The organism is Arthrobacter sp. zg-Y1171 (assembly GCF_025244845.1).
In the GTDB taxonomy this organism is placed as follows: Bacteria; Actinomycetota; Actinomycetes; order Actinomycetales; family Micrococcaceae; genus Arthrobacter_B.
In genome coordinates this window covers 395,007-412,300 of the sequence record NZ_CP104264.1, presented here as the reverse complement: position 1 = coordinate 412,300, position 17,294 = coordinate 395,007, and the positions used below count along the sequence as shown (strand labels likewise).

Genomic DNA, 17,294 nt, shown 5'->3' with positions numbered 1-17,294 from the left:
GTAAGCGGTAATCAAGTAATTCTTTTGGATTTTTGCAAGTATGCGGTATAGGAAAAGTAAGCAGTCTTCCGATTTCGCTGCTTTTAGCCGTCAACTTCGAGATAAACGGCCGACGCCGCGGGGCCGGGGACACTGCGAATCAGCAGGGACTGCTTCCTATTGGTCCGCGACTCGCTGCGCAGCTGGGCGTATGCCCGGGTCTGCGCCTTGGACAGCATCCGGGCACGGGTAAGGAGTTCCTCGGGGAGCGGGCCGAGTTCCGCCGGAGGTTCCCAGTCGGCGGCCACCTCCCGGGCCTGTTCCGTAAGGGACTGTCCTTCCAGGAAGGATTCCAGATTGTCTTCGAGCTGCGTGAGGACGAATTCCCAGAGCGCGATGTTGGCCAGTTCCTCGGGGCCGCGGTAGGGCTCTGCCGATTCAGCCGACACCGAGAACCCCTCCCGGTGTGCCTGCGGCTGCGGGTGTTGCACCGGCAGCGGGGAGCTGTGCCGCCGCTTCATGCCAGGCCAGGCGGATCGGTTCGAGCAGGTCGATGCATTCCCGGGTCAGCTTTGCGTCCCGGCCGATGTTCGCGTTCATCAGGTTCGCCAACGAATAGGTGTAGATCCCGTGCAGGTTTTCCCCGCCCTCCCACACCTCGGTCTTCAGCGTGCCCATCAGCTCGGTGATGATGGCCTGGGCATGGAGCAGGTTCTCCGAAGCCACCGGCCACTCGGCATTCTGCTGCGCGGTTTCGGCCCGGACAAGGTCCAGCAGCAGCCGGTCGTACAGCATGGTCAGGAGCCGGGCAGGCGAGGCGGAGAGCACGGCATTGCGTGCGTATTCGGCCCGTTTGGCTGCCATTGAGTAGTTCACGGTCACTTCTTACTCGAGGAGGCGGTGAGGGAGTCGAGCTGGCCGGTGAGCCAGTCCATCTGGCTGTTGAGGGAGCCCAGCTTGACTTCAAGGTTGGTCCAGACGAGCTTCAACGTGGATTCCCGCGAAGCCAGCCGGCGGTCCCATTGCTCAACCTGGCTGTTGAGGGACTTCACGGTGGATTCCTGGCTCTGGATCCGCTTGGTAATGGAGCCGTCGTACTTATCGGAGGCTGTCTTACCTACGGCCTCAACGCGGCTGGCAATTGCCTGCAGCGAAGCCTGGGTTTTTTCCGGATCCGCTGCGAGGGCGGCGGCGAACTTGTCGGCGTTGAACTCCACGGTGCCGTATTTGGTGAGGGTAATGCCGATGTCCGACGTCGAACGCCCGTCCAGCGAGCCGGTGGCCGCACCCATAATGGACTGCTTCAGGGAGCGGGTGGCCGAATCCCCGGTGAATACTCCACCAGTGGTCTTGGTGACGCCGTCGGAGGTATCGATCGTCACGGCGGAGTTCCGGTCCATGTAGCCGAAAACATCCGTCAGGGTGGCCACCAGAGATGCCGCGACGGCCGAAATCGCCTTGACGTCCCGGCTCACTGCCACGTTGACCGGATCGGCGGACACCGCGGAGACCGTGATGTCCACACCGGGCATCAGGTCCGTGAAGGTGTTGGTGGCGGAGGTGATCTTCGTTTCGGCTCCGGCCACCCCGGCCCACAGGGTGACCTCGGCGTCCTGACCGGCGCGGATGGCACCCAGGTCCGTGCCGTTCTGCGAGACGGTAAACGCACCGGCCGAGCCCGTGGCGGAGGCACTGAACTGCATCCGGTACTGGGCGACGCCGTCCACGCTGCCGGCAGCGATCTTGACGGCGGTGACACCCAGGTTGGCTTTGTTGACGGTGCTGATGACCTGATCCAGGCTCTTGCCTGCCGTGTCGAGCTCGGTGATGGTTCCGTTGGCGGAGATGGAAAGGGCATCGCCGTTGGGCCACGCCGCCATGGCGCTGGAAAGGGAGACCTGTGCCGTGGCCAGTTTGTTCACCGTGATGTCCAGCGAGCCTGCAGCAGCGCCGGCCTTGGTGGTGGCCGTGACGCTGGCGGAGCCGGTGACGGCGGCGTAGCGGTCCGTTCCACCTGCCTTGGCGATCTTCCCGGCGGCTTCGGTCAGCGAAGCGATCTTGGTGTTGAGGTTCTGCAGGGCGGTCACAAAGAGCTGGTTGCTCTCGACCTTGTCCTTCAGGAGCTTCTGCGGGCGGGCTTCGATCTTCATCAGGTCCGCAATCATGGCGGTGGTGTCGATGCCGCTGATCAGCCCGTCAATGCCTAGCGCCATGAAAATGCTCCTTGAGAAGTCCTGCCGTGTCCTGCTGGTGTCTTACGGGATCCTGCTGGGTCATGCTGGGGTTGCATGTCCTGCGGTGACAAACAGAAGGCAGGGAATGGGCTGGCGGCGGGAAGCGTGAGGTCCAAGTCATGTTTCCCCGCCGCCAGCGGCCATTCACCTGCCGGTTCTGCGGTTACTGCTGATGAATCTGGTCAGGCGCTGCTACTACTGCAGGAGCGACATAACGCCGGAGTTCATCTGGTTGGCCTGGGCCAGCATCGCGGTAGCGGCCTGGGAGAGGATCTGGGACTTCGTGAAGTTACCCATTTCCGCAGCCATGTCCGTGTCGCGGATGCGGGAGTTGGCCGAGGAGAGGTTCTCCACGGACACCGCGATGGAGCGCGAGGTGGACTCGAGGCGGTTCTGCTGTGCACCCAAGGTGGCGCGCTGATCCGAAGTCGACTTGATGGCAGCATCCAACTTGGTGGTCGATGCGGCAGCATTTACCTGCGAATCGACGGTCAGGTCGCCCATCGTGGTGAGCGTGGCGGCCACGTTGGCCATCGTGACGTCGATGGTCTCGTTGGCATCGGCGCCGACCTGGATCTTCAGCGTGCCGGCCGTTGCACCGGAGGTTACCGTGTTGTCCAGCAGCTGGATGCCGTTGAAGTTTGTGGTGTCCTTGATCCGGCCCAGTTCCGAGGTCAGCGCGGTGACTTCGGTCTGGATCGCCGTACGCGACTCAGCGTTGTTCGTATCATTCGAGGCCTGAACCGTCAGGTCACGCATACGGTTGAGGATGTTGTGGACCTCGGTCAGGGCGCCTTCAGCGGTCTGGATGAGGCTGATGCCGTCCTGGGCGTTGCGGCCGGCCTGCGTCAGACCGGAAACCTGGTTCTTCAGGCCTTCGGAGATTGCCAGGCCTGCAGCGTCGTCAGCCGCACGGTTGATGCGCATACCGCTGGAGAGGCGCTCCACCGACTTGGCCTGGTTCGTCTGGTTCAGGTTCAGGTTGCGCATGGCGTTGAGCGACGAAACGTTGGTGTTGATTGTGAAACCCATGATGTATTCCTCCGTGAGTGGGCTGTACTAACAGGCCCTTCCGTGGGCCTGCAACCATAGCTATCGGCGGAGCACCGACGGGTGTTAGCAGTTCTGAAAAAGAATTCGAAAAAAGATTTAAGTGCGGCGGTAAGCCTAGGAAGCGGCCGGATTGAAAGTTGCCGGGCGGCCCGGAACACCCGTAAGTCCGGGCACAAAAGCCTGCGCGCCGGGAAGGGCCGGGGCCAGATGGTGCCGGGTGATGCCGCCGGCGGTGCGTTCTCCCACTGAGGTGAGATAGGCGTTGCGGCGCGCCGGTGCAATCCGGGACTGGAGTTCCGGTGCCGCAGCAGCGTCGGAGTAATGCGTGCCCAGGCCGTCCCGAAGGAGGCGGACCGCTTCGGCCCGCTGCTGGGACACGGCCGAGTGGGTGCTGCCGAGCTCTTCGGCGATTTCCTTGACCGTGCGGTCGTGGAAGTAAATCTCCTCCACTACATACCGCATCTTTTCCGGCAGGGCGGCGACGGCGGCCTGCAGGTACTTCAAGCGCTCGGAGGCCAGGAGGGAACCCTCGGGCGACGGCATGTCCGCGATCAGGAAATCCGTCGCGGATTCGTCCAGGCTGGACACTGTGCGGGAAGCATCCGACAGTGCATCCTCAGCCACAGTGCGGTCCACACCCAAGGCGGAGGCAATCTCGTCCACATTGGGAGTGCGGCCCAGGGCGCCGGTGAGGGTTTCCTTCACCGCGAGGGTTTCCTTGATCCGCCGGCGGGCGGATCGCGTGGCCCAGTCATTGGAACGCATTTCATCCGCAAAAGCACCGACGATGCGTCGGCGGGCATAGGCTCCAAAGGGAACACCCAGGTCCGGATCGAACGAATCTGCGGACGTTATAAGGGCGATGGATCCGGCTGAGGCCAGGTCATCACGCGAGAGGTGCGTGGCCTTGGCGCAGACTTCGGATACGAGATAACCAACCAATGGCAGATTTTCCACCACCATGGCATTACGTTCGGCGCGATTCAATGTGGACCCCCAAGCCCTTGTTTCCCAACTGTCCCCATACTGCGACCAGTTACGCCTGCTTCGTGGTCAGTGGCTGAGACCGCTGGTGAATCCACGCTTAAGCGCTTTAGCTGAAACATACCACTAACATTGAAGATGAACCGGCCGATAGTGATTTGTGGCGGACGTATTGGAATGCGGACGCCAAACCAAAGACTTTTGCCGCAGGTTGGGGCCTGAAATCAGACGTCTTATTCCGCTTTAGAGACATTCAGTGCACCACCTAGGAGGTGAGCAACGCATGGGTACCCAGAAACTCTCGGCCCTTCTTTGGGAAGAGCGCGAGTTGTTGGAACTTCTTGTGTTCAAGCTCGAAGAAGAACAACTGCTGCTCACCTCCGGAAAAACAAAATGGCTGACGCACGCCACGCGCGAGGTTGAACAGGTCCTCGAGCGCCTCCGCGGAGCCGATCTCGGCCGGGCTGTTGCCGTTGCCGGACTCGCCGTCGAATGGGGCACCTCCGAAAACGCCACGCTGCGTGAGCTGGTAGCCGCAGCTCCTCCCGGTCCGTGGACGGAAATCTTCAACGCACACCTGCAGGCCATGACCGAGCTGACCGTGAAGATCCGCGAACTGCGCGACATCAACGAACAGTTCCTGCGCACTGCGGCACGCTCGGCCCAGGAAACGCTGGCGGGGCTAAGCCCGGAAGCGAATACCTACACGGCGTCCGGCACCTCGGCCGCCCCCACCTCAGCCGCCCGGCTGGTTGACCAGAGCATTTGACGTTAAGGACTCCTAGAGAATGAGCACCTTCAGCGGCCTGAACACGGCGTACACCGGCCTCACCGCCGCCCGCAAGGGCCTTGACGTCGTCGGCCAGAACGTGGCCAACGCCAACGTGGCCGGCTACACGCGGCAGCGCCTGAATACTTCCGCAGCGCCCTCCCTCGCCCCGGCCGGCAGGTTCGCCGCCCCTACCGGGGTAGGCCAGGGCGTATCGGTGGATTCCATTGCCCGGCTGGGCAGCCAGCAGCTGGACACCCGGGTACGCAGCACCGCCGCCGTCGCAGGCTATTCCGCCGTCCGCGCCAACGCGCTGATCGAGCTGGAAGACGGCTTCAACGAGCCGGGCAAGAACGGGCTCTCCACGGCGCTGCAGAACTTCTCCGCCGCTTGGGACGGCATTTCCCACAATCCCTCGGACAACACGGCCGCCGCCGTACTGCTCAGCGCGGCCAGTACCGCCGCAGGCCAGATCGCCAACGGCTACAACGCGGTCCGGGACCAGTGGAACAGCACCCGCAGCGGGCTCAATGACATGGTCACTGAGCTGAATTCCAGCGCAAAGCAGCTGGCCAGCCTTAACGGGGCCATCCGCTCCACGCTTGCCTCCGGCGCGTCGGCGAACGAACTCGTTGACCAGCGCAACGCCCTGGCCACCACCATCGCGGCGCTTAGCGGCGCCACGGTGCGGGAATCCTCCGACGGCATGGTGGATGTCCTCATCGACGGCAATGCACTGGTGTCCGGCACGAATGCCCGTTCGCTCCAGGTCACCGGCGGAAAAACCATGGACGATGCGCAGGAACCCGTGGTGGGCTGGACCGACCGGCCCGGCTCGGCAGGCATTGGCAAGGGCGAAATTGCCGGCGCCACGTCGATCCTCGCCTCGGCCGGCAACGGCGGCGTCTTCGCGCAGGCCGCAGCTTCCTACAACGAGGTTGCCGCCTCGCTGGCTTCCAGCGTCAACGAGCTGCACCGTCAAGGCGCAACCACAGCGGGTATCGCCGGCGGAGATTTCTTCAGCGTGGGCACCCCGGCCGCAACCACCCTGGCCACTGTGCCGACCGATGCCTCCGGCATTGCTTCCGGCCGGCCGGGCTCGGGAACACTCGACGGCGGCATCGCCGACCAGATTGCCCAGCTGGGTTCCAAGGCCGGGTCCGCGGACAAGGTCTGGAGCGCCTTCGTCACGGCCACCGCGTCGCAGAGCCGAGCCGAACTGCAGCAGGCAACGCTGGCCGACGTCGCGTCCTCCTCCGCACTGGATCTTCAGCTTTCCAACGCCTCGGTGGACCTGGACGAAGAAAACGTGAACCTGCTGATGTACCAGCACGCCTACCAGGGTGCCTCCCGCGTCATGAGCGCCATTGACGAAATGCTTGACACCCTCATTAACCGCACCGGAATTGTTGGAAGGTAACCCGTGATCAGCCGCACCACGAACCAGACCATGGCCCGCACGGCCCAGCAGAACCTGCAGGCCAGCATGTCCCGGATGGCCAAACTGCAGGAGCAGGTCGCCTCCTCCGCTGCCATTGCCCGCCCGTCCGACGATCCCACGGGGACCGCCAATGCACTGAAGGTACGGTCGGAAATCCGGGCCAACGTGCAGTACACGTCCAACGTGAGCGACGCAGAGGGCTGGCTTACCGTCACCGACAATGCGCTGACCAATACCACTGACATCCTGCGCCGGGTCAAGGACCTCACGCTGAACGCTGCCAACGGCACGCTTTCGCCGACCGACCGCAAGGCCATCGCCACGGAACTCTCCGGCCTGAAGACGGATCTGCTGCGCGAGGCCAACACCACCCACCTTGGCCGCACGGTCTTCGCGGGCACCTCGGACACCGGCAAGGCGTTCACCGAAACGGACGGCGCCTACACCTACAGCGGCAGCGGAACCCCCACCACCCGCCGGCTGGACAGCAGTACGCAGATGCGCGTGGACACCGACGGTGAGGCCGTTTTCGGCAAGGGAGACAACTCGGTCTTTCGGATGATGGACAACCTCGTGGCGGACCTGGAAGCGAACAACGACGTCAGCGGCTACCTCACAAAGGTTGACGCGGCGGCCGACACCGTCCTCATGGAACATTCCGCGCTCGGCGTCCGGCATGCAGCCACACTCAATGCCAAGGACAACCTGGCCGAGAAGTCCATCAGTCTGGAAACCCGCCGCTCGGGGATCGAAGATCTGGACACGGCGAAGGTCATTCTGGACATGAAGCTGCAGGAAGTCGCCTATCAGTCGGCCCTCGCTGTGACGGCCAAGGCACTTCAGCCGACGCTCATGGACTTCCTGCGATGAGCACCGGCCTGACGTTCCTGACTCCTCCTCCGGGGCTGGCTCCGGAGGTGCACTTCGACCTCGAAGAGATCGACGGCGCCGCCGGCCTGTTCGCCATGACCGCGGCCGGAAGCGCCGACGGCGGCAGCAGGCGCCTCTACGTGCTGGACGCCTCCGTCTATCTTCCGGACTACCACCCGGAAATCACCGACGAACAGCGTTATCAGCTGGAACTGGAGACTCCCGAGGACGCCGCCGTGCTGGTGGTGGCCAATCCGACGGTCGGCGGGACCACCGTGAACCTGCTGGCGCCGATCGTGGTCAATCTGTCCACGGGCAGCTGCGCCCAGGTGATCCTTGAGGGCCAGGACTGGCCGGTCCGTGCTCCCCTGGAGCCGGTGGCCGCATAGGTTTCCAACGCAAAAAGGCGCACGTTCCGCGGAACGTGCGCCTTTTGTACTTAAGCCGGAAGGCTTATGCGAAGTCGGCCGTGGCCGGATCCGCGCCGTAGCGGGTGCCGTTGTCGAGCGCGTTGATCGCCTCGATGTCTTCGTCACTCAGCGTGAGGTTCAGGGCTTCCCAGTTTTCCCGGATACGGGATTCCGTGACGGACTTGGGGATCACAATGCTGCCCAGGGCCAAGTGCCAGGCAATGACGACCTGGGCCGGGGTGGCGCCGTCGTACTTCGCAGCGATCTCAACGAGCTTGGGATCCTCGAGCAGGCCCTTGCCGGAGCCCAGCGGGGACCAGGACTCGTGCAGGATGTTGTGCTCGGCCTCGAAGGCACGCAGGTCCGCCTGGTTCAGGTACGGGTGGGTTTCCACCTGGTTCAGGACCGGGACAACGCCGGTGGCGTCGATGATTTCCTGCAGGGCTTCCTTGGTGAAGTTGCAGACGCCGATGGACTTCACGCGGCCCTGCTTCTGCAGCTCGACCAGCGCCTTCCAGGTGTCCACGTACTTGTTCTGCTTCGGCTGCAGCCAGTGGATCAGGTACAGATCGAGGGTTTCCAGGCCGAGGCGCTCCATGGAGGCGTCGAAGGCCTTAAGGGTTTCTTCGTAGCCCTGGTCCGCGTTCCACACCTTCGTGGTGATGAACATGTCCTCGCGGGGGACGGAGGTGGCGGCGATGGCGCGGCCGACGCCGGCTTCGTTGCCGTAGATCTTGGCCGTGTCGATGTGGCGGTAGCCAACCTCGAATGCCTGTCCCACTACCTTTTCGGCAACTTCGTCCTCAACCTGCCACACGCCGTAGCCGAGCTGGGGGATGGTGTTGCCGTCATTGAAAGTCAGTACCGGTGATGTAGTCATCTCCTCATCCTTGCCCTGATGCCGGGCAGGACAAAGCGGATAAGCTCACCGCGAAAACCCCACGTAACGTATTCCCGGATTTCCAGGTTTCTTTTGCGGTATTACCGGTATTTTCAGGAAACCGCTTCCTACTTCCGCGAAATCCCGGTTTCCTGCGCGCTGAGCAGCGCGCGTTCGGCTTCAACCACGTCCTCCTGGACGAGTTCCGCCCGCCGCCGCACATTGTCCAGGCCGGCGGACGCGATCCCCCAGCGCTCCCCTTCGAGCCGCGACATGGCGGCGGCTTCGGCGGCGGCAGCGAGGGAATTGCCGCTGCGGGACAGTGCCCGGTGCACTGCGGTCAACGCTCCGGGTATGTTCTGTCCGGTACTGGGCAGCTGCAGCTGGGCAGAGGCGCACACCTCCCGGACGCGCGGAAGCAGCCCGGCGAGCTCATTGGCCACGGTCACCAGCTCGTTGTAGATGGCGTCATCCTGCACGCCCTCGAGCATCTGGTAATAGCGGTCCAGGCCCCGCGTAAAGCGGTCGTGCGCACGGCGCCAGACACCCTTGCCGAGCTCCGCGTCGTCTTTCCGCCCCTGCCGGGCGGCTGCAAAAAGTACCATCAACGTCCTACAAGTACTGGCCGGGGCCCGATTGTGGTTCCTGCCGCGGACTGCCCGTCCCCTGGGAAGCGCGGTGAGGTTCCCCATCGTCTCCGATAACAACACCCGGCGCCAGTATGGTTCCGGGCGGCAGCTGGCGCAGCTGCAGGCGCCCGGCCGCGTGGCTGGCGGTCTGCTGCGCGGCAATGGCCGTCTGGATGCCGCGGAACAACCCTTCCAGCCATCCCACCATCTGGGCCTGCGCAATCCTCAGCTCGGCGTCGGTAGGGGTGGAATCGTCCGTGAACGGCAGGTTGATCCGGTGCAGCTCGTTCACGAGTTCCGGGGCCAGCCCGTCCTCGAGTTCCTTCAGGGACCGGGAGTGGATCTCCGCCAGCCGGTTGCGTGCCGCATCGTCCAGCGGTGCGTTGCGGACTTCCTCCAGCAGCTGCTTGATCATGGTGCCGATCCGCATGACCTTTGCCGGCTCATCCACCAGTTCGTTGAGCTTCGCCGGTCCGGCCTTGCCTTTACCGTGCCCGGGCGCTTCCCGGCTGTCCCCGGCGTGGTTCACCGCTCCGGCGTCACCGGCGGGCGCAACGGCGCGGGCCGTGCCATCGTCCGCCGGTGTCTGTTCTGACTTCTGCCCAGTCCCCGGAGCCGCCTCGCGGCGCTCGGAGGATCCGTTCTGTTCAGTCATGGCATTAATGCTCTCACGGTTGGCGGCGGTTGCCCCGCGGGCGGGCGGTTTTCCGGTATCGTCCTCCCGTTTTGGCGTTTTCTCCGGTTCGACAGGCCGGGCCCAGGCGTCCCAAGGGGGAAGCAACAAAGCGAAACAACGACGGCGGCACCGCAGCTGAGGCAATCAGCTGCGGTGCCGCCGTCGTCCTTATTGCCGGATCGCCCGCCTTGCTAGCAGCAGCGGCCCTCCGGATTGGCATCCTGCCGGTCCATCTTGTCCCGCCAGAACTCGCGTTCGCTCATCAGCGGCGAGGTGCAGCCGGACGAGGCATGGAAGTCCGTGTACTTGCGGTAGGCGTCCTCCCCCATCACGTCACGGAAGAACCGGACGAACCCGGTGACCCCTTGGCGGACGGCGACGGCGGCACTCATGTGTGCGCCGCCCTCTTTGCGGGCCGGTCAGCCTCCGGCAGCGACTCCCACTGGGCCAGGATCTCCTTTTCAGCCGGCGTCGCCAGGAAACCGGCCGGTGCGAAGGTGCGGGACGGAACGGCCGGATCCTCAGCGCTCGGGGCGCCGCCCGAACGGAAGGACCGGATGCTGGCAATGATGGCCGTGATGATGACAATGATCGCCAGGGTCACGAACACCACCGAGAGCGTGGTCTGGATGAGCGTGTTGCGCACCACCGCTTCCATGGCCTCCACGGTCTTGGCCGTGCCGAAGCTGGTTTTCCCGTCCGCCAGTGCCTGCTGGAAGGCCTCGTGGTTGGCCCAGTAACCGACGCTCGGCACCGGCGAGAAGATCTTGTAGAACGACGCCGTGATGGTCACCACTGCGGCGAACGCCAGGGGAAGTGCCACGATCCAGAGCCACTTGAATGCGTTCTTCTTGGCAATGATCGCCATGCAGATGGCCAGCGCAATGGCGGCCAGCAGCTGGTTGGCGATGCCGAAGAGCGGGAACAGCGTATTGATGCCGCCCAATGGGTCCGTGACCCCCATGATCAGGATCGACCCCCAGCCGGCGACCATGATTGCCGTACATATCCAGGCTCCGGGACGCCAGGACATGTCCTTGAACTTCGGGGCCACGTTGCCGATGGTGTCCTGCAGCATGAACCGCGCCACCCGGGTGCCGGCGTCGACCGCGGTGAGGATGAACAGGGCCTCGAACATGATCGCGAAGTGGTACCAGAACGCCATCATGCCGGGGCCGCCGATCAGGCTCTGCATGATCGTGGCCAGGCCGACGGCGAGGGTGGGCGCGCCGCCGGTGCGCGACACAATGGATTCCTCGCCCACGTTGGATGCCAGCGACGAGAGCATGTCCGGAGTGAGGTTCACACCGGCCAGGCCCAGGCCGTTCACGAAGGCGACCGCGCCTTCCACCGTTCCGCCGGTGGCGCCGGCGGACGAGTTCATGGCGAAGTAGATGCCCCGGTCAATGGAGATGGCAGCCACCAGCGCCATGATGGCCACGAAGGACTCCATCAGCATGCCGCCGTAGCCGATGAAGCGGGTCTGGCGTTCCTTCTCCAGCATCTTGGGGGTGGTGCCGGAGGCAATCAGGGCATGGAAGCCGGACAGGGCGCCGCAGGCGATGGTGACGAAGAGGAACGGGAAGAGCGGTCCGGCGACCACCGGTCCATCGTCCCGGCTGGCAAACTCGCTGACCGCCGGAACGCTGATCTCCGGGCGGACAATGATGATGGCCACGGCCAGCATCACGATGGTTCCCACCTTCATGAAGGTGGAGAGGTAGTCTCGCGGGGCCAGCAGCAGCCAGACCGGCAGGACGGCGGCAATGAAGCCGTAGATGATGATGCCCCACGCAATGGTGGTCGGTTCCAGGGTCAGGGCGTCGCCCAGCGGGGTCCCGGCAACCCAGCCGCCGGCAATGATGGCGGCGAGCAGGAGGACGAAGCCGATGATGGAGACCTCGGTGACCTTGCCGGGACGCAGGTAGCGCAGGTACACGCCCATAAACAGGGCGATGGGGATGGTCATGCTCACGGAGAAGACACCCCACGGGCTTTCGGCGAGGGCGTTCACCACCACCAGGGCAAGGATGGCCACGATGATGATCATGATGACCAGGGTCGCGATCAGGGCGGCGGTGCCGCCGATAAGTCCGAGTTCATCCCGCGCCATCTGGCCCAGGGAGCGCCCGCCGCGGCGCATGGAGAAGAACATCACCAGGTAGTCCTGGACGGCACCTGCCAGCACCACGCCCACGATGATCCAGATGGTGCCGGGCAGGTAGCCCATCTGCGCGGCCAGGACCGGTCCGACGAGCGGTCCGGCGCCGGCGATGGCGGCGAAGTGGTGGCCGTAGAGGACCCGGCGGTCCGTGGCGGCGTAGTCCTTGCCGTCCGCCTTGTATTCGGCGGGGGTGGCGCGGCGGTCATTGGGCTTCAGCAGCTTCGCTTCGATGAGCTTTGAATAGAAGCGGTAGCCGATGAGGTAGGTACACACGGCGGCGAACACGAACCAGATGGCGTTCACGGTTTCGCCGCGGACTACGGCGAGCATGGTCCAGCTGAAACCGCCCAGCAGGGCAATGCCGGCCCAAACGGCGATCTTCGCGGGCGTCCAGCGGCGGTCCTCCGCCTCGAGGACTTCCGGGTCCACGGCCACCGGCGGCAGTGCCGGGTCCTGTTCCAGGACGTCGCCGTCCAGTGGTTGCCGGTTGTCGGCCCGGCGCCGTTGGTTCTCGCTCATGATGATCCCTTTTGTCAGCGGTGACTTGTCTGCGGTGGCTTGTCTGCATTGACATACGTACCGAACGGGGGCAGGGAGTGGCCCTGCACCTTGAGATTACCAGCGCGTGAGGCGGCGGTCACAGACATACGTGACGGCGGCCGCACAGGTGCGCGGCCGCCGTCGTCGTCGGGGATTCTGCCGGGCGGGATGCCGCCCGGCGGGTTGCTTGCCTAGCTCGTCAGCAGGATCTTTCCCGCGTGCTGCCCGGAGTCGAAATACTCGTGCGCGGCGGCGGCGTCGGCCAGCGGGAAGGTGCGGTCCACGAGGGGCCGGATCTGGCCGGAAACCAGCAACGGCCAGACGTACTCGCCGACGGCGGACATGATGGCGGCCTTTTCCTCCACGGGCCGGCCGCGCAGGGTGGTGCCGATGACGGCGGCGCGCTTGGTCATGAGCTGGTTCAGGTTCAGCTCCGCCTTGGTGCCGCCCTGCAGCCCGATGATCACCAAACGGCCTGCGACGGCGAGCGCGTCCAGGTTCCGCTGCAGGTATTTCGCACCGACGACGTCGAGGATGACGTCCGCACCGTGGCCGTCAGTGGCTTCATGCACCGCCTCGACGAAGTCCTGCTCCTTGTAGTTGATAAGGACCTTCGCGCCGAGCGATTCGGCCAGTTCCAGCTTTTCGGCCGACCCTGCGGTCACCATCGGAACGGCGTCGAACGCGGCGACCATCTGGATGGCCATGGTGCCGATGCCGCCCGTGGCGCCGTGGATGAGGACGTAGTCCCCCTCCTTGACGCCGGCGGCCATAAAGAGGTTGGAGAACACGGTGGCGGCGGTTTCCGGCAGGGACGCGGAGGTCACGGCGTCGAAGCCGTCCGGGAGGGGCAGGACCTGCCCGGCGGGGACGGCAACCTGCTCGGCGTATCCGCCGCCGGTCAGCAGTGCCACCACTTCGGTTCCCACTGCGAAGCCTTCAACGCCCTCACCCAGCGCAGCAATGCGGCCGGAGACTTCCAGGCCCGGATACTCGGATGCTCCGGCGGGCACCGGGTAGTAACCCTGGCGCTGCATCACGTCTGCGCGGTTGATGCCGGCGGCAATGACGTCGATCAGGACCTCGCCCGGTCCGGCCTCGGGAGCAGGAACATCCTGCAGTTCCAGTGCTTCCGGTCCGCCGGGTGTTCCAATAACGATGGCTTTCATGCTGTCCTTCCAGGTTTAGGGAATTTTGGTGATTTCATCCCTTCTGCCAGACTACATAGTGAGGAAGGTTGTCCGAGCGGCCGATGGAGCTGGTCTTGAAAACCAGTGTGCGGTAACCCCGTACCAAGGGTTCGAATCCCTTACCTTCCGCCAGACAACAAAGAAGCGGCCCCTGATCAGGGGCCGCTTCTTTTGTTTAACGGCCAGGCTCTGCAGGCCCGGCACCTCCTTGTGTACAGCTGATGCTGGCTAAGTGGGTTCCAGACCGCCTTTGCTGTACAGAAGGGACCGCTCATCACGGCTTCCCTCTAGGTCCATGCCGGCGAAGGCGGCAATCACTTAGGGTTGTCCTAAGTAATTGCTTCCGCAGTCCCTAACCGCATCGGAGCCCCAGCATGTCCCGCCGCACCTCTTTCTCTTTTTCGAAGCCGGTCCGCCTGGCCGCACTCACGCTGGGCCTGGCCGCAGCGCTCAGCGGATGCGCTGCCGGAGACGACGGCGATCGTGACGAATCGGCGTCGAGCACCGGAATGCATGGGGTCCCCGAACAGACCGCCGAGCGGGTGCTCCAGGTCAGCTCCATCCATCCGGAAACCGGCATGACCCTCATCGAAGGCCCCACGTTCGGGCCCGACGGCGGCCTGTTCGTTGTCGATGTCACGGCTCCGGCCGGCGAAGCCAAGGTGATGCGGGTGGACGTGGAGGATGAATCCGTTTCCCGCGTCTACACCGAGGGCAACGGCGCCTACACCTCAGCGCAGTTCAGCCCGAAGGACGGCCGGATCTACCTGACGGACTTTGCCGGCGGAAAAATCGACAGCATCACCGCCGACGGCCAGGATCACAAGACCTTCTTTACCGGCGACGTCGACGGCGCCCCCATGCGCCCGGACGACCTGGCCTTCGACGAGGAGGGAAACCTCTTCGTCAGCGATTCCACCGGCTACGCGGATCCGGCATGGGAAGCCCAGGGCCGCGTGGTGCGGATCGATAAGGACACCGCCGAGGCCACCGTCCTCGCCGAGAACCTTGCCGCCCCGAACGGCATCTCCTTCAGCGAGGACTTCAAAGCCCTGTGGGTCAGCCAGTACATGGACAACCGGATCGACTACCTGGTTCTCAACGAGGACAAAACCGAAGTCACCACCTCGCACCCCGGCATGCACTTTGACGGCGGCACCAGCCAGACGGATTCAAACGCCGTGGACGCCGACGGCAATGTCTACCAGGCTGTCCACGGACAGCCCCGCATCTTTGTCTACAGCCCCCGGGGCGAACTCCTGTCCACCGTCACCGTCCCCGGCGAAGACCGGGAAGGCCTCACCTCGGCCACCAATATCGCCATCAAGCCCGACACCAACGAGGCCTACCTTACGGTCAGCGGCCCTGCCGGCGGCTTCATCTACGAATTCGAATCCCTGTCCACCGGCATCCGCCAATCAAACGGCGGCTAACCTCCCCCCACCCAGAACAGCACGCACGAAGGTGCGCGCCGCCTGTCGGTGACTGCACCGCTGACTACCAGGGGTGACATACACCCGTAGGGGCCTGGCGGAGGCGGCTTTAATATTCCAAGCGAGCTCTGCGAGCTCTGGAATTTCGTTGCCGCCGGAGCCAGGCCCCGCAGGTGAGCGGGGGTGCCGAGCCCCGCAGGTGAGCGGGGCTGAGGCACAGGGTGGCTACCCCTCAGTCACCAGCACCTCGTCGATGCTTTCCTCACGCCACTGCTTCAGCAGCCGGTGGAACACCACCGGCCCCGGGCTGAAGGAGAAGCTGACGGGCGGCGGGTTGCCCTCGCGGTTGTAGTAGCCGGGCGTGCATTCGGCGGCGAACTTGCGGTTGTCCGCGGAGGTCCGCTGGATGGTTTCGCCCCAGGCGGCCTCGGCTTCCGCCGTGGGTTCTATGTAGCGGGCACCCACCTCGCGCGCCCTGCCGATGACGGCGCCGATGTGGTTGGCCTGTTCCATCAGGATGTGGACAAAGTTCACCGAGTTGGCGTTCTGCAGCGAGCCGAGGTGGAACAGGTTCGGGAAGCCGTGCGTGTAGAAGCCGTGCAGCGTCCGCGGGCCCCGGCCCCAGGCTTCCAGCAGGGTCTGGCCGCTGCGCCCGGTTACCGGCATGGCCCCGGAGGTGACACCGGAGACGCCTACCTCAAAGCCGGTGGCGAAGATGATGCAGTCCACCTCGTATTCCTCGTCGCCCACCACAATGGTGTTCTCGGTGATGCGGGTGATGCCGCCGAAGTCCGCCGTATCCACCAGCGTCACGTTGGGCAGGTTGAAGGTCTCCAGGTAGTAGTCGCTGAAGGTCGGACGCTTGCACATGTAGCGGTACCAGGGCTTGAGCAGTTCAGCCGTCTTCGGATCGTAGACTTCCTCGTCCACCCGGGCGCGGATGGAGTTCATTTTCCGGAAGTCGACGAGTTCGTCGAGGCGTTCGCGCTCCTCCGCGGACACGGATTTGTCGACGGCGCCGCTGATCATCTTGCGGTGCAGCTGCGGGACGGAGGTCCAGCCGTCCCGGGTGAGGTCCTGCTCCACCGGTTCCCCGGAGACCACGGCAAGGAAGTTCTCCATGCGTTCCTTCTGCCAGCCCGGCTTCAGTGAGGCGGCCCAGGCCGGATCGGTGGGGCGGTTGTTCCGGATATCCACGGACGACGGCGTGCGCTGGAAGACCAGGAGCTGCTCGGCGTCGCGCGCCACCATGGGAATCACCTGGATGCCCGTGGCACCGGTGCCGACCACGGCCACCTTCTTGTCCGCGAGTCCGGTGAGGTTGCCGGACTGGTCTCCCCCGGTGTAGCCGTAGTCCCACCGGCTGGTGTGGAAGGTGTGCCCCTTGAAGGAGTCGATGCCCGGGATGCCCGGCAGCTTCGGCTGGGTGAGCGTTCCGGAGGAGGTGATCACGTAGCGGGCCCGCATTGAGTCCCCGCGGTCGGTGGTGACAATCCATTCCAGCGCTTCGTCGTCCCAGGTCAGGCCGGTGACGCGGGTGGAGAAAACGGTGTCGCGGTACAGGTCGAAGCGTTCGGCGATGGCCACGGCGTGCCGGCGGATTTCCTCGCCCCGCGCGTAACGCTCGCTGGGCATGTAACCCACTTCTTCGAGCAGCGGCAGGTAGACGTAGGACTGGATGTCACAGCGGATGCCGGGGTAGCGGTTCCAGTACCAGGTGCCGCCGAAGTCGCCGGCTTCGTCCATCATGCGGATGCTTTCGACGCCTGCCTCCCGCAGCCGGGCTCCGGTCATCAGCCCGCCGAACCCGCCGCCGATCACCAGCACCTCAACGGTGTCCGTCAATGGCTCCCGCTCGGTGCGGGGAGTGTAGGGATCAGTGGCGTAGTAGCCGAATTTTCCCTTGGCGGGCTGGTACTGGGTGGCGCCGTCCGGGCGGATCCGCCGGTCCCTTTCCGCCTTGTACTTCGCCCTCAACGCCTCGACGTCCAGGCCGTCTTCTATGCGCTCGTACGCTATGGGGGTTTGCGTGCTGCTCATGT

At 64.5% G+C, this 17,294-nt stretch carries 17 protein-coding genes and 1 tRNA gene; 6 read left to right on the top strand and 12 right to left on the bottom strand.

From position 1 onward, the window contains the following. Nucleotides 1–83: 83 nt before the first annotated feature. The 5 genes from N2L00_RS02015 to N2L00_RS01995 form a co-directional block, all read right to left on the bottom strand. Nucleotides 84–428 (bottom strand): hypothetical protein, encoded by a 345-nt coding sequence (locus N2L00_RS02015; protein ID WP_255863709.1) that lies wholly within the window; start codon nucleotides 426–428, stop codon nucleotides 84–86. After that, nucleotides 418–855 carry a flagellar export chaperone FliS gene (gene fliS / locus N2L00_RS02010; protein ID WP_308219756.1) on the bottom strand — a complete coding sequence of 146 codons (438 nt, stop codon included), beginning with the start codon at nucleotides 853–855 and terminating at the stop codon, nucleotides 418–420. Before fliS ends, N2L00_RS02015 begins: the two co-directional genes overlap by 11 nt. Nucleotides 856–857: 2 nt before the next feature. Then, nucleotides 858–2,192, bottom strand: a complete 1,335-nt coding sequence (gene fliD / locus N2L00_RS02005) for a flagellar filament capping protein FliD (RefSeq protein WP_255863708.1) — start codon at nucleotides 2,190–2,192, stop codon at nucleotides 858–860. A 216-nt stretch (nucleotides 2,193–2,408) separates the two neighbouring features. Next, the gene (locus N2L00_RS02000; RefSeq protein ID WP_255863707.1) at nucleotides 2,409–3,245 is read right to left on the bottom strand and encodes a flagellin; all 837 of its coding nucleotides are present in this window, start codon (nucleotides 3,243–3,245) and stop codon (nucleotides 2,409–2,411) included. A gap of 135 nt (nucleotides 3,246–3,380) precedes the next feature. After that, complete coding sequence (locus tag N2L00_RS01995; RefSeq protein WP_255863706.1) at nucleotides 3,381–4,229, bottom strand: sigma-70 family RNA polymerase sigma factor; 849 nt, start codon at nucleotides 4,227–4,229, stop codon at nucleotides 3,381–3,383. Nucleotides 4,230–4,533: 304 nt separating this feature from the next. Here N2L00_RS01995 and N2L00_RS01990 point away from each other — a divergent pair, with 304 nt between their 5' ends. Genes N2L00_RS01990 through N2L00_RS01975 form a run of 4 tightly spaced genes read left to right on the top strand, consistent with a single transcriptional unit; the run spans nucleotide 4,534 to nucleotide 7,719 of the window. Further along, nucleotides 4,534–5,019, top strand: a complete 486-nt coding sequence (locus N2L00_RS01990; protein WP_227923886.1) for a flagellar protein FlgN — start codon at nucleotides 4,534–4,536, stop codon at nucleotides 5,017–5,019. Between the two features lie 19 nt (nucleotides 5,020–5,038). Continuing rightward, on the top strand, nucleotides 5,039–6,439 hold the full coding sequence (flgK, locus tag N2L00_RS01985; protein ID WP_255863705.1) for a flagellar hook-associated protein FlgK: 1,401 nt from the start codon (nucleotides 5,039–5,041) through the stop codon (nucleotides 6,437–6,439). 3 nt (nucleotides 6,440–6,442) lie between these two features. Then, a complete protein-coding gene (flgL, locus tag N2L00_RS01980) occupies nucleotides 6,443–7,330 on the top strand; it encodes a flagellar hook-associated protein FlgL (protein WP_255767463.1) in 888 nt (295 codons plus the stop codon). Then, nucleotides 7,327–7,719, top strand: a complete 393-nt coding sequence (locus N2L00_RS01975) for a flagellar assembly protein FliW (RefSeq protein WP_255863704.1) — start codon at nucleotides 7,327–7,329, stop codon at nucleotides 7,717–7,719. Before flgL ends, N2L00_RS01975 begins: the two co-directional genes overlap by 4 nt. Before the next feature lie 64 nt (nucleotides 7,720–7,783). Here N2L00_RS01975 and N2L00_RS01970 read toward each other — a convergent pair whose 3' ends face one another. The 6 genes from N2L00_RS01970 to N2L00_RS01945 form a co-directional block, all read right to left on the bottom strand. Further along, complete coding sequence (locus tag N2L00_RS01970; RefSeq protein ID WP_227905102.1) at nucleotides 7,784–8,620, bottom strand: aldo/keto reductase; 837 nt, start codon at nucleotides 8,618–8,620, stop codon at nucleotides 7,784–7,786. Nucleotides 8,621–8,748: 128 nt separating this feature from the next. Next, entirely contained in the window at nucleotides 8,749–9,225 is a 477-nt protein-coding gene (locus N2L00_RS01965) for a hypothetical protein (protein WP_255863703.1), read from the bottom strand. Nucleotides 9,226–9,232: 7 nt separating this feature from the next. After that, nucleotides 9,233–9,904 carry a bacterial proteasome activator family protein gene (locus N2L00_RS01960; RefSeq protein WP_304661274.1) on the bottom strand — a complete coding sequence of 224 codons (672 nt, stop codon included), beginning with the start codon at nucleotides 9,902–9,904 and terminating at the stop codon, nucleotides 9,233–9,235. 212 nt (nucleotides 9,905–10,116) lie between these two features. After that, nucleotides 10,117–10,317: a YbdD/YjiX family protein gene (locus N2L00_RS01955; RefSeq protein WP_255767457.1), complete on the bottom strand. Its 201-nt coding sequence runs from the start codon at nucleotides 10,315–10,317 to the stop codon at nucleotides 10,117–10,119. Next, on the bottom strand, nucleotides 10,314–12,608 hold the full coding sequence (locus N2L00_RS01950) for a carbon starvation CstA family protein (RefSeq protein ID WP_255863702.1): 2,295 nt from the start codon (nucleotides 12,606–12,608) through the stop codon (nucleotides 10,314–10,316). Before N2L00_RS01950 ends, N2L00_RS01955 begins: the two co-directional genes overlap by 4 nt. 212 nt (nucleotides 12,609–12,820) lie before the next feature. After that, nucleotides 12,821–13,798 (bottom strand): NAD(P)H-quinone oxidoreductase, encoded by a 978-nt coding sequence (locus N2L00_RS01945; RefSeq protein WP_255863701.1) that lies wholly within the window; start codon nucleotides 13,796–13,798, stop codon nucleotides 12,821–12,823. A 62-nt stretch (nucleotides 13,799–13,860) separates the two neighbouring features. Between N2L00_RS01945 and N2L00_RS01940 the strand changes: the two genes are divergently transcribed. Then, nucleotides 13,861–13,951: transfer RNA gene (locus tag N2L00_RS01940), tRNA-Ser, on the top strand. Between the two features lie 242 nt (nucleotides 13,952–14,193). Next, a complete protein-coding gene (locus N2L00_RS01935) occupies nucleotides 14,194–15,252 on the top strand; it encodes an SMP-30/gluconolactonase/LRE family protein (protein ID WP_255863700.1) in 1,059 nt (352 codons plus the stop codon). A 225-nt stretch (nucleotides 15,253–15,477) separates the two neighbouring features. Here N2L00_RS01935 and N2L00_RS01930 read toward each other — a convergent pair whose 3' ends face one another. Then, nucleotides 15,478–17,292, bottom strand: a complete 1,815-nt coding sequence (locus N2L00_RS01930; protein WP_255863699.1) for an NAD(P)/FAD-dependent oxidoreductase — start codon at nucleotides 17,290–17,292, stop codon at nucleotides 15,478–15,480. Between the last annotated feature and the right edge of the window lie 2 nt (nucleotides 17,293–17,294).